Here is a 19,374-nt window from a genome sequence, read left to right on the forward strand (position 1 = left end):
GCCCGGGATCACAGTGCGCTGTCAGCTGCCAGCGACGATACACTCACTCCGTGCGCGGGAGCAAAGCTCTCGATAATCTTCACCAGCTTCTGCTCTGATTCACCGTGCACGTGAATAGACCAGGAGTCCTTCCCTACCTGCCCGATCACCACCGAGTCCCCTACACTCTCTAAAGCATCGCGCAGCTGTGCCATGCCCCCGGCATCAAGGTGCACCGTGCAGACCAGTTCAATACCCGCCTCATCCCGGTTGTTCCTCTCCGGTAACCCTACCGGCAGCCTTAAAAGGTCTCGATAGGCATCCGCTGTCGGAGCCTCGCCGGAGATCGTCGTGGCCAGGGCTCTTATCACCAGAAAGAATCCGGCTGCCCCGGCATCCGCAATCCCGGCCTTGTGAGCCACCTCAAGAATCAGGGATGACTCCGCTGCTGCCCCCGCCGCAGTCTGCGCAAGATAACGTACGTGTTCTTCTAGCTCACCGACAATTTTGGCCTTAGCCAGGGAATCCATCACCGACAAAATAGTGCCCTCTGCGGGGTTTCCCACAGACTCACGCGCCTCCCCCGCCGCTACCCACAGCGCCATGTGCAGTGCCTCGGGGGTGAGAGTACCCGAGGAACCGAGTGAACCGCAAAAGCTCCTGAGCCACACGGCGAGTAGCATACCGGAATTACCCCGCGCAGCACCGAGAGCGGCGCGGGCCCCCCGCTGAGGGTCAGTCTCTGTCTTTGCTGCAGCCAGCGTCACCAGCAGGTTGGAGCCGGTATCAGAATCGGGGACGGGAAAAAGATTCATGGCATCGAGCTCTGCCCGGTGTCTTTCCACCAGTGTGTGGGCAGCCAGCATCCACGGTTGCCAAACGCTCTCAAGACTAGTCATCGATTACCCCTCGGTGCTTCTTTTTCGACACTGTATACCGAATACCGGTCCGCAGTCTAGCGAGCGCCAAAATGGTCCCAGCCCGCCTTGGGCGGCTGTGCACCGTTCAGTGTCACTGCGGGAGTATCACCGCCGCTACAGTACCCGATCACCTCAAAGCCTTCCGGCTCCTCCCCCGGTGCGAACGCCGCCAGCATGGCGTGGTCCTCCCCACCGGTGAGCACCCAGTCGAGGGCGAGCTCACCGGCATCTGTAGCGGTACCCGCATAACCTCCCTCAACCAGGTATCGAGCAGCCGGTATCAGTTGGCGGCTAGAGTGTTCAAGCCGCTGAAGGTCGAGGTCAATCTGCACCCCGCTTGCCTCCGCTATCCGCCGGGTATCCCGCACCAACCCGTCGGAAATATCGATCATGGCGTGTGCCCGTGGCCCGGCTTTTAGCCCGGCGTGCAGGGCGCCGTGAGGTAGTTTTTGTGCGCGGACCCACGGCATCAGATTCTCCGGCGTGACCGCCGCGCTGTCCAACAGTTGCAGACCGCAGGCAGCATGTCCGAGAACACCCGCGTATGCAAGGCAGTCGCCCGGTTGCGCCCCCGAGCGCAGCACGGGCCTCCCGCTCGTTACCCCCACGGCGGTAACGGTGACAGAAATCTGCTCCGCCCGTCCCAGATCACCGCCGGCAATGCTACAGTTCTCCGCTCCCCGGGTTTGGCAGCAGGAAACCATCCCGCGCGCACAATCTTTCACCCAGTCCACAGGTAGCTGCGGTGGCAGGCTCAGGCTTACCAGAAGCGTGCAGGCGGAGGCCCCCATGGCCGCAATGTCGGCAAGATTCTGCGCTGCCGCCTTCCAGCCCACCTCAAATCCGCTGCTGGTTTCACCGTTCCCCCAGTGTCGGCGGAAATCATGCCCCTCGGTGAGGGTATCGGTGCTCATCACGGTTGTGCCCTCGGTGAGATCAAGTACAGCACAATCGTCACCGGGACCCAGCAGTAGACGCGGCTCCGTGGTGAGCCGGTTCACCTCTTTATTGTGCTCTGCTAGTACAGGAAGCACCCGCGCTAGAATGTCGGATTCGCTCAGGTCTGCTATTCTCACCGGCTGCTACCCCTGGGCTTTCTCGGTCTTCTGCACCGTATTATCCCGCCGATACTGGCGCACAACGTATCCAATCACACCGGTTGCCGCAAGAGTAAATATCATGAGGGGGTTTCGCCCCGAAATCAGCGACCTTCCCAGCTCTAAAATGCCGTTGCCGGCTGATGAGATACTGCCCTGGCCCTGCGCCCCAATACCCGTAACGCCGGTGCTGTCCGAGACACCGTTGGCAGAGGAGTGTCCGCCCTTATTGATATAGTCTTTGACCCAGCTTGAAGCTTCTATACTTTTTTCTTCGGGGGTGCTTTTATCGGTGGCTTCCCGGTTCACTGAAGAGCCCGAGATGGCTTCGGGTCTCGGTGGTGTCTCGGCCGGTAGGTCTGCCTGCCCGTCCGCGCTGTTGACCGCGCCGTCCTCAGCCGGTTGCCGGTTCTCCTGGACCGGGGCGCTTTGCTCTTGGCGGCTATCATCCGGTTGATTCTCCATCGGGTTTTCCTGAAGCGACGGGTCTTCGTCGGGCACGGGAATCGGTTCTTCTCGAGCGCTGCCGCCGTCCCCTGAGCCGTCCTGCGGTGTTGGGGGCTCCACGGTTGCGCTACTATCACCGGGGGCAGGCTGCGGGTCTGTCTCCGAGCTCACCGAGGGGCTGGGCTCAGGTAGAGGTGAGGGTTCAGTCGGTTGGGCTGTCCGCGGTGTTTGGCTGGGTTCATCCGTCTGATCCGGTTCCGCGGGCGGGTTCGTGTAGCTGGGCTGGTCAGTCTCGGCCGGTGGGGCGGTCTCTGCTGGATCCGGGGACTCCACCCGACTCTGCTCGGGGCTGGGTACCGGGCTCTGGGGCATCCGCTCCCGGTCGGAGGACTCCGCGGACTCGGATGATGCTTGCGGGTCAGATTCAGGCACCCGACTACTGTGAGGCTGCTCGGTTTCCGAGGCCACCGCGGTGGATAAAGCGGAAAGAGGGCCATCCGAGGCATCGCCCACCCAGGCCAGAGCCGGTGCGCTCATCGCAAAAAGACAACCGCAAGCGAGCGCACCGGTTATTTTTATTTGCCTTGCCACACTGAGCTCCTGGTTACCTCGGGACCGCTGAGAATGTTTTTTCAGCCTACCAGCTAGCGGCCCCGAGTGTCCGTGATATTCTCCTCTTCCGGCAGACTAAAATGGCAGGGTGCGTAATTTTTTCTCCCCGACGGTCAAGGAGCCGGTGTGCAGAGGCAGAACAGCAAGAACTGCCCCGGTGGTGGGTCTCTGTCTTCTCGCGCTGACCGCCTGCGGCCCCGGAGCGGTGAACCTACAGCCGGCACCAAACGCGACTGACCCCGGTTGCGCCTACGCCATGGTGGCTATGCCCGAGCAACTTGACACCCACCGGCAACGTGAAACTACCGCCCAGGCTACTACCGCCTGGGGTGACCCCGCGGTGGCGATTCTCAAGTGCGGTGTGGAGGTACAGGAACCTGTATCCGACCCCTGCACGTCGGTAAACGGTATTGATTGGATTCTTAGGCCCGCCGCAGACAACGAGCAGGCCGGGGAGTCGGCTCAAACAGCCACCGGCACCTGGACTGCTACCACCTTTGGCCGTTCCCCCGCTCTTCAGGTGACTTTTGAGGCAGATAGAATCTCTAGCTCCACCCTGTTAGTAGAGCTGGGGTCTGCGGTACAGCAACTTGAGCAGACCAAGGAGTGCTCGGCTGTCGGCAGCAGTCTGGATATCGCCTGAGACACCGGGTCTCACACCCTTGGGTCGGTGCGAACCTAGCGCAGTCCCAGCGGCCGTTTGAGAGCCAGCTGGATCAGTTCATCAATCAGCGCAGAGTAGCTTATTCCGCTGTTTTCCCACATGGTTTTATACATGCTGATGGGGGTGAACCCCGGCATGGTGTTAACCTCGTTGATCAGAATTTTTCCTTCGGGGGTATAAAAGAAATCGGCACGCGATAGGCCCTCGCCGTCGAGGGCCAGGAAGGCATCCACCGCAAGCTGGCGGATACGCTCTCCTACCTCGCTGGGCAGATCTGCCGGGCAGCGTGTGTGGGCGTCCGTTGTGGAAATATATTTGGCTTCAAAATCGTAGAAAGCCCCCGCCTCTTCGTCACCGTGCACCACAATTTCACCGGGGTAGGAAGCTCGGGGAGCCAGCTGATTGGCGGAGTCAAGCACCGCGCACTCAATTTCACGGCCCTCGATGCCGGCCTCAATCACCAGTTTGGGGTCAAACCTGTGCGCCTCGGCGATCGCCGCCTCAAGCTGTTCCGGGGAGTCTACGCGGGTAATACCGATGGAGGAGCCTGCCCGCGCGGGCTTGACGAATACGGGAAACCCCAGTTTTTCGATATCGTCTCTGACTACCTGCGGTTCCGTTTCCCAGCGTCGTTGAGTAACCACCGTGTAAGGACCCACAGCCAACCCTGCGGCTTCAAAGGCCACCTTCATAAAATGTTTATCCATCCCCAGGGCCGAAGAGGCAACCCCGCAGCCCACATACTTGAGATCCGCCATCTCAAGTAAACCCTGCACCGTGCCATCTTCACCAAAAGGCCCGTGGAGGAGGGGGAAAACCACGTCGATATCCGGCCCCAGCTGCAGAGTGTCACCGCTGATATAGCGCAGGCGAGAGTCGCCGGCACCCAGAGGCAGAAAGACCTGCTGGGTGCCTCCGGTGAAAACTGCGAGCGGGCTGCTGGCGGTCAGTTCTTCCAGTTCTTCTCTGCTGGTTAGATACCAGCGGCCATCGGTGGTAATACCGATGGGAACCACCTCGTAGCGGTCGGTATCGATAGCCCCGAGCACACCGCAGGCTGTAATGAGGGAGATGGAGTGTTCGGAGGATCTGCCCCCGGTGAGAAGGGCAACGGTTGTTTTGTGTGCCGGTACGGTGTTCTGAGGGGTCATGAGCTCTCTTTCTGGTGCGCGGTGGGCCGGTTTGTTGCGGGCGGTTACAGGCTGCTCTAGGATCTGTCGTTTTCGGTTTTGAGGGTTCTGCCCAGCAGCTGGGGAGCGAGTTCGTCAACCCGAAGCTTATGGGATAGCACCGCGGTCACCGCCTCAACGATGGGCATTTCAACCCCGTGTTTGCGCGCAAGCTCAGCCACAACCGGCGCTGTTTTGACAGATTCTGCGGTCTGGGTCATCACGGTTGCCAGTTGGTCCGGGTCCACCCCCCGTGCTAACAGTTTGCCGGCGGTGTGGTTGCGCGACAGCGGCGAAGCACAGGTGGCGATGAGGTCCCCCATACCGGCCAGGCCGCTGAGGGTTTCCGGCTTGGCACCCAGGGCAAGAGCCAGGCGGGTGGTTTCGGCCAGACCCCGGGTCATCACCGACGCCTTGGAGTTATCGCCGTAGTTTCTACCCTCACAGATACCCACGCAGAGGGCGATCACATTTTTGACAAGACCGCCTATCTCCACACCGATCACGTCGTCGCCGGTATAGGGGCGGAAATAGGAGCAGGCGCAGATTGTGGCGATACGGCGCGCTGTTGTTTCGCTGGCCGCGGCGATGACCGATGCGGTCGGCTGTTCTGCCACGATCTCTCGGGCAAGGTTGGGCCCCGAGAGGACCGTTACCCGCCGAGCTGCGGCTTCCCGGCGGCTGGTATCGCTGCCACCAAGAACATCAACCATCACTTGCGACATGCGCATACCGGTGCCCTGCTCCAGGCCCTTGGCCAGGGAGACCAGCACCGACCTCGGTGAGATCCAGTCTTTACATGCCTCCAACTGGGCGCGCAGCGACTGGGCGGGAATAGCCAGCACAACCACGTCTGCCCCGCTGAGGCTGGCCTTGAGGTCACAAGAAAATTCGAGGTTCTCGGGCAGAAGAAGGTCGGGAAAATATTTTGTGTTAATTCTGGTGCGCGCACACTGCGCCATGGCCTGTTTGTTGCGGCCCCACAGCACCGTGCGCACCCCGCTACCGGTTTGCTGGGCTGTATCTGCGGTGATTTTGGCAAAAGCTGTTCCCCAGCTTCCCGCCCCTAAAACCGCAATTTTCTGTACCGCATCGGTCATATATATGAGCTTCCTCCCGCCAGCTGCGTGTGTTTAGTGTTCTCTATCGGTGCCGGTTTCCTCGCGAAGACCGGTGGCCGGGTTGAAACGTCCGGATGGTGCTTCTTCACCGCGAATCTCGGCGAGAAGTCCGGTCACCGAGTCCATCATAAAATCGGTGACCGCGGCAAGCTCTGCCCTGCTGTGTTTGGCACCGGGGGAGGTATCAATGAGGCCGCTGAAATCCAGGGGGTCCCCCACCTTTACCCTCACTTTCTTGCGAGGAAAAAAGTTGGGTTTACTCTTAGGCGGTAAAAACTCTTGATCGCCCCAGTGGGCTACAGGGTAAACCGGGGCCCCCGTTGCCAGTGCCAGCCGGGCCGCCCCCGTACGACCCTGCATGGGCCAGCCGTCAGGGTCCTTCGTGAGGGTACCTTCAGGGTAGATCACAACGGCCCCGCCGGCGCTTACCACATTGTGGGCGGTAGCCAGGGATTTCCGGGCATCCACCGAGCCGCGGGCTACGGGGATATGCGCCAGTTTGCGCAGCACATATCCCAGCACCGGGGCCCTGAAAAGTGATTCTTTAGCCAGAAAACGGGGCAGGGTTCCGCTGATAAAAACAGGGTAGGCGACGGTCACCGGGTCAACCTCGGTGGTGTGATTTGAGATCACTATATATCCGCGATCGGTGGGCAGTTTTTCCTCGCCCTCAATCGTCAGCGACATGAGCCCGCAGTAGACCAGCCGGGCGGCATTACCCAGGGCACGGTAGATGGCATCCCCCGCGGCGGTGGGTTTGAGTTCGGGTAGAGGCCGCTGAGCTTTACCGGATTCCGCCATTTAGTCAACCGCCTCAAACTGGGCACCCAGTGCTTTGAGCTTGTCCACAAAATGCTCGTAGCCGCGCGAGATTACCGAAACCCCGGTCACGTTGGAGGTGTCCTCGGCGGTCAGCGCCGCAATAATGTGGGAGAAACCGCCGCGCAAATCTGGAACGTTAATATCGGTACCGCGCAGCTGGGTTTTACCCGAGATAATTGCCGAGTGCCTAAAATTCTTATGCCCAAAACGACAAACCGTCGGTCCCAGGCAGTCCTTGTGGATCTGCACGGTAGCGCCCATCCGCACCAGCGCATCGGTAAAACCAAAACGGTTTTCATAGACGGTTTCATGGACCACAGAGACACCGTTTGCCTGAGTCATAGCAACGACCAGCGGCTGCTGCCAATCCGTCATAAACCCCGGGTGCACGTTGGTCTCCACGAAGAGCGGGTTGAGCTCCCCGCCGGGGTGGAAAAAGCGGATACCGTCGTCCTGAATATCCAGTCCACCCCCCATTTTACGGAAGACGTTCAGGTAGGTGCTCATATCTTTTTGGTCGGCACCGGCAACAAAAATATCGCCACCGGTCGCAAGCGCGGCTGAGGCCCACGACGCGGCCTCGTTGCGGTCGGGTAGGGCCCGGTGAGTATAGCCGCTGAGCTCGTCAACACCCTCGATAATAATTTGGCGGTCTGTCTCAACGGTGATGATTGCACCCATTTTTTGCAGTACCGCGATCAGGTCGATAATCTCCGGTTCGATGGCCGCACCGGTCAGCTCGGTTTTCCCTTCTGCCCGGGTAGCCGCCAAAAGTACCTGTTCGGTGGCACCCACAGAGGGGTATTCCAGATGAATTTTTGCGCCCTTGAGGCCACCGATAGGTGCCTTCATGGAGATTCCGGTGGGAAGCTTCTCCACCTTTGCACCGAATTCTTCGAGTACCCGCAGATGGTAGTTAATGGGGCGGTCCCCAATCCGGCAGCCGCCCAGGTCCGGGATAAAGGCCTCACCGATAGTGTGCAGTAGCGGCCCGCAGAGGAGGATCGGTATCCGTGAATCTCCCGCGTGGGCATCGATGTCGGCGTGGTTTGCCAGGGATACGTTGCTGGGGTCCATGGTGAGATCCCCGGTTGCCGGGTCGTTGTGCACCGATACACCGTGAAGCTCCACCAGGTCGGTCACAACCTGCACGTCTTTAATTTCGGGAACATTGCGCAGCAGGGAGGGGGTTGACCCCAAGAGCGCGGCAACCATAGCCTTGGGTACAAGGTTCTTGGCTCCGCGTACTTTTACTTCACCGGTGAGCGGGTTACCGCCCTCGATTCGCAGCGCGCTAGTCATATGTTTCCAATCATCTCGTGTTAGTCCAACCCGGCCAGGCACCACCCCACCGGATGAGGGGAGGTGAATATGGCCCCGGGGGTCTCAATTAGCTTACACCGAAGTCGGGGGAACTGCTGAACCGGGTTTAGACCTGCCGGGTGCGCGGTAGCCAGGCGGGCCGGGTCTTCTCAAATTCAGCGATTTTATTTTCCTCTTGTAGGGTGAGGCCGATATCGTCGAGTCCCTCCATAAGCCGCCAGCGCACATAGTCGTCAATATCAAAGGGCACGGTGATGCTGGCGCACGTCACCGTTTTTGTACCGAGGTCAACGGTTATCTCGGTCCCCGGAACGTTGTCGAGCACCTTCCAGATCAGCTCCACATCGTCCTGGTTCACCCGGGCGGCTACCAGCCCCTGTTTACCCGCATTTCCGCGGAAAATATCGGCAAAGCGGGAGGAGATGACCACGCGAAAACCGTAATCTTTGAGGGCCCACACCGCATGCTCGCGCGATGACCCGGTACCGAAGTCGGGGCCGGCAACCAATACCGAACCTTTGCTATAGGCGGGGTGGTTGAGCACAAAATCTTTGTCTTTGCGCCAGCTAGCGAACAGGGCATCGTCAAATCCTGTTTTGGTTACCCGTTTGAGGTATACCGCAGGAATAATCTGGTCGGTATCAACATTGGACGCGTGCAGGGGTACTCCCACACCGGTGTGTTCTATGATCGGTTCCATGTCAACGCCTTCTTCCGTGGTGGGCTGTGTTCGGGTTGTTGCTTTGGTGGGCGGTGTTAGTTCTCAAGGTCAGCCGGTGAGCTCAGGGTTCCTCGTACCGCGGTTGCTGCGGCCACCAGCGGAGAGACCAGGTGGGTGCGCCCGCCTTTACCCTGCCTACCCTCAAAGTTCCGGTTGGAGGTCGAGGCGCAGCGCTCCCCCGGTGCAAGCTGGTCGGGATTCATACCCAGACACATGGAACATCCGGCAAACCGCCAGTCAGCCCCAAAGTCTCGAAAAATCTGGTCAAGCCCCTCTTCTTCTGCCTGAGCGCGCACCTTCTGGGAGCCGGGAACCACCATCATGCGCACGCTATCGGCAATTGTTTTCCCCCTGAGAATGTTCGCTGCCGCACGCAAATCTTCAATACGGGAGTTGGTGCAGGATCCCAGGAATACCACGTCGACGGGAATTTTTTTCATGGGTGTCCCCGGTTCAAGTCCCATGTACGCCAGGGCTTTCTCCGCCGCCACCTTCTCGTTGTCATCACCAAAATCTTCGGGGTGGGGTACACGGTGGGACAGTGGAATACCCTGACCGGGGTTGGTCCCCCAGGTAACAAAGGGCTCCAGCTCGTCGGCGTTGATATTCACCTCCCGGTCGAATCGGGCTCCCTCATCGGTGGGAAGAGTCTTCCAGTAGTCAACGGCCTGATCCCAAAGCTTCCCTGTTGGGGCGTGCGGGCGGCCTCTGACGTATTCAAAGGTCGTGTCATCGGGTGCAACCATGCCGGCCCGGGCCCCGGCCTCAATTGACATGTTACAGATAGTCATGCGCCCCTCCATAGAGAGGCTGCGGATCGCTGAGCCCCGGTACTCGAGCACGTAGCCCTGCCCGCCGCCGGTCCCTATCTCCGCGATAACAGCTAAAATGATGTCTTTGGCGGTGACACCGGGTTTGAGGGTTCCCTCAACATTGATCGCCATGGTTTTGAAGGGTGCCAGTGGCAGAGTCTGGGTGGCCATCACGTGCTCCACCTCGGATGTGCCGATACCAAAGGCGAGCGCCCCAAATGCGCCATGGGTTGAGGTGTGCGAGTCTCCACAGACCACGGTCATGCCGGGCATGGTGAGACCCAGCTGGGGGCCGACCACGTGCACAATTCCCTGTTCTTGGTCTCCTAAGGAATGGATGCGCACACCGAATTCGGCTGCGTTTTTGCGCAGGGTTTCGATTTGGGTGCGCGAGGTGAGATCCGCGATGGTTGAGAAAATATTTTCCGTGGGGGTGTTGTGGTCTTCTGTAGCGATGGTGAGGTCGAGACGACGAAGCGGTCTTCCTTCCAATCGCAGCCCCTCAAAGGCTTGGGGGGAGGTCACTTCGTGGATCAGGTGAAGATCAATGTAGAGGAGGTCGGGTTTGCCGCTGTCGCCGGATACGACCGTGTGCGCATCCCAGACTTTTTCTGCCAGGGTACGCGGGGCTGAGACACCGTTATCTGCCATTTTTCCTCCGTGGATTCTTGTGATGCTCTTAGTATTGTGGTCGGGTTTCTTCTGACTTTCCATTCAACGGGTTTGCATATCATATATTGAGAATGTCATACTTTCTGCAAGTGTCGGCACAGATAGGTTGCCATTCCCACGGGCAGGCTGCGCCGGCGTTGTCCACGTAACGCACCGGGAGGCACCCGTGAGTAAGTCGCTCCATCAGTTTCAGAAAAGCTCCTCTGGCGTGGGGGTTCTTGACAAAGCGTCCGCGATTCTCGACTGCCTTGAGGCTGGGCCGGCCTCTCTTTCTCAAATGGTTGAGTACACCGGGCTTTCCCGCCCCACGGTACACCGGTTAGCTGTGGCTCTTACCCATCACCGTCTTGTTGCCCGCGATGCTCAGGGGCGTTTTGTTTTGGGTTCGCGTCTCACAGAGCTGGCGTCTGCGGCCGGGGAAGATCGGCTTATTGCCGCCTCGGTCGGCGTGCTCAACCGTTTGCGCAACGTCACCGGTGAGTCTTCTCAGATCTACCGCCGTCAGGGTGACTGGCGGGTTTGTATTGCCTCGGCTGAACGCCCGATCGGGCTTCGCGACACAATTCCGGTGGGCACGCAGCTTTCTATGCGGGCGGGCTCTGCCGCCCAGGTGCTCACCGCCTGGGAGGACCATTCTCGGATGCTTGAGGGGCTGCGCAATGCCCGGTTTACCGCTGCCATGCTGGCGGCGGTGAGGCGCCGGGGCTGGGCGCAGTCGGTAGCTGAGCGGGAGCGCGGGACCGCCTCTGTTTCGGCCCCGGTTCGTGACTCCTCGGGCAGGGTGATTGCGGCGGTTTCTATCTCTGGCCCTATTGAGCGTTTGGGCAGGCAACCGGGCAGGTTACACGCAGAGGTGGTGTGCCGGGCCGGGGCCAAGCTCACCGAGGCGCTGCGTGGCTAGACCGCCGAGCGGTCTAGCCGGTGGAGTCGATGAGGCGGGTCTCATAGACCCTTACCTCGTGGAGCCGGTAACTGATTTTCTCTAGTTCGGCGCGGCGGGAGAGCTCTGCCTCAAAATTGATGCTGCGAACGTGGCCGTACTGCCAGTCGGTAGCTGAAAAGAGCTGGTTGAGCGGGTACTCTCCCATGACCCCGCGCACGTAGACGTTAAGGTGGGCTCCTTTTTGTGTAAACCCGTGTTTGCGGTACCAGCTGTTGGCGGGTTCGTCGTCCTGGGTCCAGGTTTCTATGCGGCTGATCCCCTGGTCAAGGAGTTTTGCCCTGGTGTATCCCCAGAGGGCGCAGGCTATTCCGCGGCGGCGGTAGGTGGGGAGCACACCCAGGTGCCAGAGCACTCCGCCCCGCTCACTGCGAAAGTGGCAGACCTGGCCACTGTGCGTTTCGTATTCGACATCGAGTAGGCCCACAAGCTCACCGGTTTCTTGGTGGATGGCTACCGCCCGCACCGACGGGTTGTGGTATTTTTCGCGGTACTGTTGGACGTCGTCTCGGTAACTGGAGTCGAGGAAGGATCGAAGCCTGCAGCTGACCCAGTTGAGCTCGTCTGTTTCACGGTATTCGCGCACGAGAATTCCGCGGAGACTGTCTGTGTTTTTGTGCTCTGGCACTGTTTCCCCCGGTGTTTCTTAGCGAGCGTTCTCCAGTGCTTCGCAGTAGGCTCGGTGTCTTTCTAGTTCGGTGTGGACGGGGGCAACTACCGTGTTTTCGGCAACCAGCCCTATGTTTTCTTTGATGTTGGTTTCAATTTTTCTGCGGTAGAGGCGCCGTCCACCAACTGCGCATAGTCTACCAAAGGTGGCGGCTACTATGCCCGTGCAGAGACCGATAACCACCAGGAGAGTGGGCAGAGGTAGCGGGGTGTGACCGACCGGTTGGGGCTGAGGAATCGCTACGTGAAAGTAGCCGGCGAGAGCAAGAGCACTGAGCCATAGCAGTCCCAGGCAGGCTGACAGAAAACTTACCCACTGGAGGATGTTGATGCCCTGCCACCACCAGATTTTCTTGTGCGCCCTAAAGTCTGCGCGGGCTATGGCTCGTTCCAGGGCGGCGGGCAGAGCGGATTCTTCTGATCGTGCTGCTTCTCTGATTGAACGGTTCCAGGGCTCCCCCACGCCCTCGGCACAGTGGCCTGCAAAGCGTCTCAGGGCGGCGGATAGTGCCGAGAGCTGTCCCGCGCCCAGCGGCGGCAACGACGATCGTGCGATGTCGGTTTTTCTGTCCCGATCTTTGCGGTACAGGTTGAGTCTTTTGAGCGGGTCTCTGCGCAGGGTGAGTAGCCAGCGGGTGGGGATCCATCCGGTGCTGCCGGCGGCGTGAAGCCGGTATGATTCTCCCGCCGCGTGAACCACCGTGTCGGCACCTACCGCGGTGTACAGGTCTCTGATCAGAAGTCTGCTAGCTGTACCCGTGACGCCGTCGGGTATGCCGGCGCCGTCCTGGTCTGCTAACTCTGCCACCACGGTGTCGAGGTCTGCCTCTATCCGCTGTACAGCGGCCATTTTTTCTACGGCCACCCTGGACAGGACGGTTCTCAGCCGGTCGATACCGTCGCCGGTTCGGGCAGAAACCGCCATGGGGGCGGCGAGCATGGTGGTGGTGAGACCGTCTTGGGCCAGGAGCGTCTTCAGGGAGCCGAGGACGGAGGGGATCTCATCGGGGTGGAGCCTATCAGACTGGTTGAGTACCGCCAGAGTCACTGCGCCGTGTTCGGCCAGGGGCTCAATAAAATCGCGGTGGATCACGGAGTCAGCATATTTTTGCGGGTCGAACACCCAGACAAGCACATCGACGAAACCCACCATTTTTTCGACGGTGGCGCGGTTTGCGGTCGCGACGGAGTCAAAGTCGGGGAGGTCGAGCAGTATCAGTCCTCCGCTGTGCAGCTCCGTTTTTTCTTTGCCCACCATGCTTCTCAGCCGGTTCCATATCCCACCGTGTACCGAGATTTCGGCGCTGTTGAGCGCCGGTGTGCCGGTGTCGTCGGGGACCGGGTAAACCCTGTTGCCGGGGTCCACATCGAGCCAGTTGAGGAGTTTTTCACTCCCGGTTTCTCCCCACACCGCTGCCTGCACACGTGAGGTGGTGGGCCGGCGGACGGCGGTGGCGGCAAGCTCACGGCCGATGACCGCGTTAAAGAGGGATGATTTGCCCGAACCTGTGGCACCGAAGAAGCCGATCACCGTGTGCTCGGTGGAGAGCTGTCCTCGCGAGAGGCTGCGGTCAAGTATCTGCCGCCCGTACTCGAGAGTCTCAGGGACCACCCGGCCCTCCCCCGCGTCAAGGGCGATCTGGATATGTTCGATACGGTGGGCAAGGTGTGAAATATTTTCTACCATGCTCTGCTCTCCCTCAGCTTTTCTGCTGTCCGGGCAACCCGGTGTGCGGTGTCGAACAGCTGGTTTGCTTCGGCCCCCAGCTGGAGTTGATCGAGTGTCCCGGTAAAGATCTGCGCGTGTTCGTCAAGCAACCGGTGGATCCGTGTTTCGAGGTTGGTGCGGGCTCCGGTGGCCATGCGGCGCACGGCGTCTTCACCAAATATGGCTTCGAGGAGTTTTGTTCCCACCACCCCGGATCCGCCGGCGATTCCCACCTCGATCCCGGTGAGCCCACCGGTCATGGAGAAAACGGCCACCATGAGCACCACCGCTGCGGCGTTGATACCCAGAGACATGAACCTGGCCCGCTGCCTTTTATGAGCGCCCTCACGCTGGATCATCTGCATGAGGTCCTGCTGCCAGGAGCGGATTTCCTCGGCAACGCGCTCCGCAAAATCTTCTTCACCCTGACCAAGATCGGTAGGCCCCAGCAGTTCCCTTCCTGCTCGTTCGTCGCGCCAGATCCGCTGGGTATTTTCTGCCGCGAGGGTTGCCTCCTCAAGCATCACCGCGTGCAGCCCGGTCTCCAGTGCCTGTTCTACCTCTGCTACCGGTTGCGGCTGCCCCCGGAAGAAGCCCGCTACCCTGTCCCGTATCCTGCTGATTCCGGTTTCGAGTCCGCGAAAAAACTCGCCGGTTCCCACAAAATCTTGCCAGCGGGCGAGTACCTCGCCGCGCAGCAGTGCACCGTCTTGGGTGGAATCAATAATGTTTTTTTCGGCCCGCTCATAGGAGTGAAGCACCGCGGCGCGGAGGCGGTCATGGGTTTCTGCTTGGTTCTGCTGTGCCGCTGCGAGCCGGTCCAGCCGTTTGGCTACCGCGGTCACCGCGCCCTCCAGGGTTTGCCGGGCGATACGTGAACGCTGCTCCGAGTCTGCACCCAGGTTATGTAGCCAGCGAGTGAGCGGCTCCAGGGCTGTGGCCGGTAGCATTCCCCGTGCATCGAGCGTCTGCTCGGTGACGGTGAGCAGATGTGCGGGCTCTATCCGGGCTTCGGCGAGCATACGGCGCAGGTCATTTTCAATATCGTGTTCGCTGCCCGAGGGGACCCGGTTGAGCACCACGGCCACCGTGATATCTCGATCGACAGCCTCGTGTAGGAGTTCCCAGGGGACGGCGTCGGCGTAGCGGTTGGCGGTGGTGACAAAAAGCCACAGGTCGGCGGCGGAGAGGAGTTCTTTGGCTAGTTTTCTGTTATTGTCGCTCACCGAGTCGATGTCGGGTGCGTCGATGAGGGCGATACCGGCCGGGATCCTATCGGTTTCTGCCACATATAAACGTCTTGACTGGTCGTCAGCATGGGTCTCCCCTGCCGGCTGATCCGGCCCGTCGATTCTTTTCATGCGCGGTAGTAGCCGGATGGCGGAGAGCGCCTGACGGTCTTGGGGACGGTAGACGAGTACCGGCTGCCGGGTAGTGGGGCGGATTGCACCGGCGCGGGTGATAGGTTCCTGTATCAGGGTGTTCACCAGGGTCGATTTACCCGCCCCGGTAGAGCCGCCAACCACCACGGTGAGCGGAGAGTCAAGCGAGGCGAGCTTGGGTAGCACGTAGTCATCGAGCTGGGTTTTGGTGCGGTCGAGAAGCCTGCGGTCTTCGGGGGCTTCTGCGGTTTCCAGGGGGAAGTCAACGCTGTCGAGGAGGAGGCGGGCTGCCTGTAGAGTTTCTAGTTCTTCTGTTTCGGCATCTGCGCGAGGTGTGGCGGGCTGGTGCGGGCCTGCCTGCTCGCTCGGGGCTAGCTTTTGTGTTGTATCTTCCACGGTTCTTATTCTCCCACAGCTCTTCCGAATGTTTGCGGTGACAGGACATGAAAAAGGACCCTCCTGAGTAAAGGAGAGTCCTTGATCTGTGACCCCAACCGGATTTGAACCGGTGTTGCCGCCGTGAGAGGGCGGAGTACTAGGCCGCTATACGATGGGGCCGCGAGTTATACCGAGTCGCAGGGTATCTTTGCGCGCGTCGGACAACGAATAAAAGCCTATCCGACCCGCACCTTTCACGCAAACCAAATCTCGGTGTTCTACCTCACCAATTATAAAAGCCTCCCCGAGTAACTACTCGGGGAGGCTTCTTCCGTGACCCCAACCGGATTTGAACCGGTGTTGCCGCCGTGAGAGGGCGGAGTACTAGGCCGCTATACGATGGGGCCGAAACATCAAACGATGTTCGCTGGGATACCAGGACTCGAACCTAGAATGACGGTACCAGAAACCGTAGTGTTGCCAATTACACCATATCCCACTATATGACTCGGCATTTTTGAAGATCTGCCTCGCCAACAGGTAAATACTCTACGCGACTCCCCTCCCCGCACGCAACTCGAAATCTGTAGATATACATCATATATCTATGCCCGCGTCTAGAACGTCCTGGCAAAAAGAAGTCTCCAACCCTGAACAGATTGGAGACTTCAGATCAGCAAAGGGCACATATCACCGACACAAAACTATGGACCTATCTAGTCTAGCTGGCGGTAAAAACCGGTGCCGAGTAGCCAACACCCGAGGCAGTCTGCCGAGTGGAGGAGGCGTAAGGAATCTGATACTCCGTCACCCAGCGGTATATACCGGATTCAGCGGTAAAACTGAACCCTTGCCCGCTCGCCCGCCGACGAATGGCGCGATCGCTAGCCAGGGGCAGAGTAACAATCCCGTCTCCACTCTGCACACTGTACCTGACTCGGGAACCGGGAACTTCTGAACCGGAAGGAGATACCAGGTAGACGGTCATAATCGGGTGCAGGTTTGCCCCGGTAATAGATCGTAGGGTGGAAATATCGTAAGAAACCTGGTAGGTGCACCCCGTTTGCAGATGACTGCCCGAAGAGCTGTCGCTGGAGAAAGTACCGGTGTGCCTCACCAGGGCTCCCCCGGGCGAGGTTGCGCTGGTACCGGCATAAAAATATGCGACGCCGTCGTCTCCCTGGTAGATGCGGTTGCTGGTGGGAACCCACAGGCTGCCGCTGACCGGGTTCTCCAGGCTGAACCCGGAGGAAAAGTTACTGCTAAAGGAGTTGCAGCGAGAAGCCGCATAGGCCGGAATGGCGCTACTGGAGACAAGAACAGGGGCAGCCCAGAGTGTGCCTTTTGCCAGAGTGCGCCGGCTCAGTCCGCTGTGCGAGGTGGGGGTCATGGGGAAAAGATTTCTTTCTTAAATATTCTCAGCGATGATAAACGGTAAGATTTTTTGCAGATTTGTTTAAACTAGCACAAAACTATCCACTGTGGCAATCAAAGAGAATAATTTTCTAGAGGCTAGCCCGTAGTTTACCTAGGCGGGTCAAGGATGACTTCTTACCCAAAATTTCCAGGGACTCAAACAGTGGCGGCGAAACCCTCTGACCCGAGATGGCAATACGCACGGGTCCAAAGGCGAGCCGGGGCTTTATCCCCAGGCCCTCAACAATTGCTGTCCGCAGAGCGCTCTCAATCGCCTCTGCCGTAAAAGGTTCTACCTGCTCAAGTGCCTCAATAGCCGCGTCCAGCACGGCGGGTGCCGATTCTTTAAGCTGCTTAGCCGCCGACTCTTCAACCTCAATCTCGGTGTCTTCACGGAAAAGAAAACCCAGCAAACCGGGGGCTTCCCCCAGCAGCTGCATACGCTCCTGCACCAGCGGTGCAGCCGCGGTAAGAATCTGCTGTTCCGTCTCCGTCAGCCCCTCAAAATTTTCGGCTAACACCAGGTCAGCCTTTTTCAAATACCAGACCAGCCGGTTACGAAAATCCTCCGCCTCAAGCAGGCGAATATGGGCACCGTTAATGGCCTCGGCCTTCTTAAGGTCAAACCTGGCAGGGTTAGCCAGCACATCCCTGACATCAAAATTCTCCACCATTTCATCAAGACTGAAAATATCCCGGTCATGCGCCAGCGACCACCCCAACAGGGCCAAATAATTATCCAGCCCCTCCCTAATAAAACCGGCCTCCTGCAACAAAAATAGATTCGATTCCGGGTCGCGTTTGGAAAGCTTTTTATTTCCCTGCCCCATCACATAGGGAAGGTGCCCAAATTCGGGAATAAACCGGGCAACACCCACCTCAATGAGGGCACGATAAAGCGCGATCTGGCGAGGAGTCGACGATAGCAAATCTTCTCCACGCAGCACGTGCGTAATACCCATGAGCGCGTCGTCAACCGGATTAACCAGGGTGTACAGCGGTTGACCGTTCTTACGCACCACCACAAAATCGGGGGTTGACCCCGCCCGAAACGTGATCTCACCGCGCACCAGATCGGTGAAAGTAATATCCTCATCGGGCATACGCAAGCGCAGTACAGGTTCACGCCCCTCGGCCCTGTAGGCCGCTTTTTGCTCCTCGGTCAGATCCCGATCAAAATTATCGTAGCCCAGCTTGGGGTCTTCCCCCCTAGCCCGGTGCCGCTCCTCCACCTCTTCAGGAGTCGAGAAATCTTCGTATACGTGGCCACCCTCCACAAGCTTTTGAATAACGTCCCGGTAAATATCGCCACGCTCAGACTGCCGGTACGGTGCGTGCGGCCCGCCCACACCCACACCCTCGTCCCATTCGATACCGAGCCAGCGCAAAGAGTCCAGCACCTGCTCAAAAGACTCTTCGGAATCTCGGGCCGCGTCGGTATCCTCGATACGGAAAACCAGTTTTCCCCCGGTATGGCGCGCGTAAGCCCAGTTGAAGAGGGCGGTGCGCACCATACCCACGTGCGGGGTCCCCGTTGGAGACGGGCAGAAACGCACCCTGGTTTCGCTGGGATCGCTCAGTTTCACGGTCATGTCTGTCATACTCAGTTTTCGCTGCTCTCTCTGTATGGATTGTATTCGAAATATCACCACCCGCTGTGGTGTCGACGGATAGCTACCGCCAAAGGATTGCCCCGCCTAGGCCGGGACTTACGGTACTAACGTACGGTATTGACCAGGGAACCGATCCCCTCAATCTCCACCTCAACCTCGCTGCCCTCGCGGATCGGGCCCGTACCGGCGGGGGTACCGGTGAGGATAACATCGCCGGGGAGCAGGGTAAAGGCGTCACTGATCGCAGAGACAGCCTCAGCCACCGAAAAAACCATATCGGCCGTCACGCCATCCTGTTTGAGGTCGCCGTCAACCCAGGTACGAATCCTCAGGTTATCGGTATCAAGCTCTGTCTCAATCCAGGGTCCCAGAGGGCAGGCCCCGTCAAAGCCTTTAGCCCGAGCCCACTGGATATCTGTCTGCTGGACGTCGCGGGCGGTGAAGTCGTTGGCAACCGTGTAACCAAAAATAATTTCAGCCACCCTCTCCACCGGAACAGACTTGGCGATACGCCCAATCACCACAGCAAGCTCACCCTCAAAAGAGACCTGCTCCGACCATTCGGGTAGAGATACCGGATCACCGGGACCCACCACAGAGGTGTTGGGTTTCAAAAAATACTGCGGAGTGACGGGGGAGACTGCCCCCATTTCCTCCGCGTGATCACGCCAGTTCCGCACAAGACCAACCACCTTAGACCGGGGAATAATGGGGGAAAGCAGGCGAACGTCCTCAAGCCTGTAGGTCTTCTCGGTGGGCTGCACCCCCGCATAAAAAGGGTCCCCGGCAAGAACCCTGAGAGTTTCGTCCCCGCGAGGGCCCTCAACGGTGGCAAAATACAGTTGATCGTCTACGGTAAATCGAGCAATACGCATAGTCTCTAGGCTACCTTAGTGCTTGGCCCCTGTC

17 protein-coding genes and 3 tRNA genes are annotated in these 19,374 nt (G+C 59.2%); 2 read left to right on the forward strand and 18 right to left on the reverse strand.

Going from position 1 to position 19,374, the window contains the following annotated elements; all coding sequences use genetic code 11:
- Positions 1-8 precede the first annotated feature (8 nt).
- Genes ACS1BR_RS09085 through ACS1BR_RS09095 form a run of 3 tightly spaced genes read right to left on the reverse strand, consistent with a single transcriptional unit; the run spans position 9 to position 3,034 of the window.
- Complete coding sequence (locus ACS1BR_RS09085; RefSeq protein WP_463561630.1) at positions 9-878, reverse strand: DAK2 domain-containing protein; 870 nt, start codon at positions 876-878, stop codon at positions 9-11.
- 56 nt (positions 879-934) lie between these two features.
- The gene (thiL, locus tag ACS1BR_RS09090; protein ID WP_463561631.1) at positions 935-1,975 is read right to left on the reverse strand and encodes a thiamine-phosphate kinase; all 1,041 of its coding nucleotides are present in this window, start codon (positions 1,973-1,975) and stop codon (positions 935-937) included.
- A gap of 6 nt (positions 1,976-1,981) precedes the next feature.
- Complete coding sequence (locus tag ACS1BR_RS09095; RefSeq protein WP_463561632.1) at positions 1,982-3,034, reverse strand: hypothetical protein; 1,053 nt, start codon at positions 3,032-3,034, stop codon at positions 1,982-1,984.
- 178 nt (positions 3,035-3,212) lie between these two features.
- On the opposite strand from ACS1BR_RS09095, the gene ACS1BR_RS09100 reads away from it, so the two are divergent.
- A complete protein-coding gene (locus ACS1BR_RS09100) occupies positions 3,213-3,698 on the forward strand; it encodes a DUF3515 family protein (RefSeq protein ID WP_463561633.1) in 486 nt (161 codons plus the stop codon).
- A 35-nt stretch (positions 3,699-3,733) separates the two neighbouring features.
- On the opposite strand, the gene ACS1BR_RS09105 is transcribed toward ACS1BR_RS09100, so the two are convergent.
- From ACS1BR_RS09105 to leuC, 6 genes are all read right to left on the reverse strand, one after another.
- Complete coding sequence (locus ACS1BR_RS09105; protein WP_463561634.1) at positions 3,734-4,870, reverse strand: D-alanine--D-alanine ligase family protein; 1,137 nt, start codon at positions 4,868-4,870, stop codon at positions 3,734-3,736.
- A 56-nt stretch (positions 4,871-4,926) separates the two neighbouring features.
- Entirely contained in the window at positions 4,927-5,988 is a 1,062-nt protein-coding gene (locus ACS1BR_RS09110; protein ID WP_463561635.1) for an NAD(P)H-dependent glycerol-3-phosphate dehydrogenase, read from the reverse strand.
- A gap of 33 nt (positions 5,989-6,021) precedes the next feature.
- On the reverse strand, positions 6,022-6,810 hold the full coding sequence (locus ACS1BR_RS09115) for a lysophospholipid acyltransferase family protein (RefSeq protein WP_463561636.1): 789 nt from the start codon (positions 6,808-6,810) through the stop codon (positions 6,022-6,024).
- A complete protein-coding gene (gene murA / locus ACS1BR_RS09120; protein WP_463561637.1) occupies positions 6,811-8,133 on the reverse strand; it encodes a UDP-N-acetylglucosamine 1-carboxyvinyltransferase in 1,323 nt (440 codons plus the stop codon).
- Between the two features lie 127 nt (positions 8,134-8,260).
- Positions 8,261-8,854, reverse strand: a complete 594-nt coding sequence (gene leuD, locus ACS1BR_RS09125; RefSeq protein WP_463561638.1) for a 3-isopropylmalate dehydratase small subunit — start codon at positions 8,852-8,854, stop codon at positions 8,261-8,263.
- Positions 8,855-8,910: 56 nt separating this feature from the next.
- Positions 8,911-10,338 (reverse strand): 3-isopropylmalate dehydratase large subunit, encoded by a 1,428-nt coding sequence (leuC, locus tag ACS1BR_RS09130; protein WP_463561639.1) that lies wholly within the window; start codon positions 10,336-10,338, stop codon positions 8,911-8,913.
- Between the two features lie 187 nt (positions 10,339-10,525).
- Between leuC and ACS1BR_RS09135 the strand changes: the two genes are divergently transcribed.
- On the forward strand, positions 10,526-11,260 hold the full coding sequence (locus tag ACS1BR_RS09135) for an IclR family transcriptional regulator (RefSeq protein WP_463561640.1): 735 nt from the start codon (positions 10,526-10,528) through the stop codon (positions 11,258-11,260).
- 13 nt (positions 11,261-11,273) lie between these two features.
- Here ACS1BR_RS09135 and ACS1BR_RS09140 read toward each other — a convergent pair whose 3' ends face one another.
- From ACS1BR_RS09140 to ACS1BR_RS09180, 9 genes are all read right to left on the reverse strand, one after another.
- Positions 11,274-11,927 (reverse strand): GNAT family N-acetyltransferase, encoded by a 654-nt coding sequence (locus tag ACS1BR_RS09140; protein ID WP_463561641.1) that lies wholly within the window; start codon positions 11,925-11,927, stop codon positions 11,274-11,276.
- 18 nt (positions 11,928-11,945) lie between these two features.
- Positions 11,946-13,655 (reverse strand): dynamin family protein, encoded by a 1,710-nt coding sequence (locus ACS1BR_RS09145; protein WP_463561642.1) that lies wholly within the window; start codon positions 13,653-13,655, stop codon positions 11,946-11,948.
- A complete protein-coding gene (locus ACS1BR_RS09150) occupies positions 13,649-15,454 on the reverse strand; it encodes a dynamin family protein (RefSeq protein WP_463561643.1) in 1,806 nt (601 codons plus the stop codon). Before ACS1BR_RS09150 ends, ACS1BR_RS09145 begins: the two co-directional genes overlap by 7 nt.
- Before the next feature lie 89 nt (positions 15,455-15,543).
- Positions 15,544-15,616: transfer RNA gene (locus tag ACS1BR_RS09155), tRNA-Glu, on the reverse strand.
- 154 nt (positions 15,617-15,770) lie between these two features.
- Positions 15,771-15,843 (reverse strand) — tRNA-Glu (locus tag ACS1BR_RS09160).
- A gap of 20 nt (positions 15,844-15,863) precedes the next feature.
- Positions 15,864-15,935, reverse strand: a tRNA-Gln gene (locus tag ACS1BR_RS09165).
- Between the two features lie 222 nt (positions 15,936-16,157).
- Positions 16,158-16,826 (reverse strand): hypothetical protein, encoded by a 669-nt coding sequence (locus ACS1BR_RS09170; RefSeq protein ID WP_463561644.1) that lies wholly within the window; start codon positions 16,824-16,826, stop codon positions 16,158-16,160.
- A 115-nt stretch (positions 16,827-16,941) separates the two neighbouring features.
- Positions 16,942-18,444, reverse strand: a complete 1,503-nt coding sequence (gene gltX / locus ACS1BR_RS09175; protein ID WP_463561677.1) for a glutamate--tRNA ligase — start codon at positions 18,442-18,444, stop codon at positions 16,942-16,944.
- 125 nt (positions 18,445-18,569) lie between these two features.
- The gene (locus tag ACS1BR_RS09180; protein WP_463561645.1) at positions 18,570-19,340 is read right to left on the reverse strand and encodes a fumarylacetoacetate hydrolase family protein; all 771 of its coding nucleotides are present in this window, start codon (positions 19,338-19,340) and stop codon (positions 18,570-18,572) included.
- Between the last annotated feature and the right edge of the window lie 34 nt (positions 19,341-19,374).

The sequence above is a fragment of the Rothia sp. 18CD1-1 genome, from assembly GCF_055285355.1.

Coding starts and splice junctions, on each gene's coding strand:
- ACS1BR_RS09085 (WP_463561630.1), bottom strand. CDS start 878: ATGACTAGTCTTGAGAGCGTTTGGCAACCGTGGATGCTGGCTGCCCAC.
- ACS1BR_RS09105 (WP_463561634.1), bottom strand. CDS start 4,870: ATGACCCCTCAGAACACCGTACCGGCACACAAAACAACCGTTGCCCTT.
- ACS1BR_RS09110 (WP_463561635.1), bottom strand. CDS start 5,988: ATGACCGATGCGGTACAGAAAATTGCGGTTTTAGGGGCGGGAAGCTGG.
- ACS1BR_RS09115 (WP_463561636.1), bottom strand. CDS start 6,810: ATGGCGGAATCCGGTAAAGCTCAGCGGCCTCTACCCGAACTCAAACCC.
- murA (WP_463561637.1), bottom strand. CDS start 8,133: ATGACTAGCGCGCTGCGAATCGAGGGCGGTAACCCGCTCACCGGTGAA.
- leuD (WP_463561638.1), bottom strand. CDS start 8,854: ATGGAACCGATCATAGAACACACCGGTGTGGGAGTACCCCTGCACGCG.
- leuC (WP_463561639.1), bottom strand. CDS start 10,338: ATGGCAGATAACGGTGTCTCAGCCCCGCGTACCCTGGCAGAAAAAGTC.
- ACS1BR_RS09145 (WP_463561642.1), bottom strand. CDS start 13,655: ATGGTAGAAAATATTTCACACCTTGCCCACCGTATCGAACATATCCAG.
- ACS1BR_RS09170 (WP_463561644.1), bottom strand. CDS start 16,826: ATGACCCCCACCTCGCACAGCGGACTGAGCCGGCGCACTCTGGCAAAA.
- gltX (WP_463561677.1), bottom strand. CDS start 18,444: ATGACCGTGAAACTGAGCGATCCCAGCGAAACCAGGGTGCGTTTCTGC.
- ACS1BR_RS09180 (WP_463561645.1), bottom strand. CDS start 19,340: ATGCGTATTGCTCGATTTACCGTAGACGATCAACTGTATTTTGCCACC.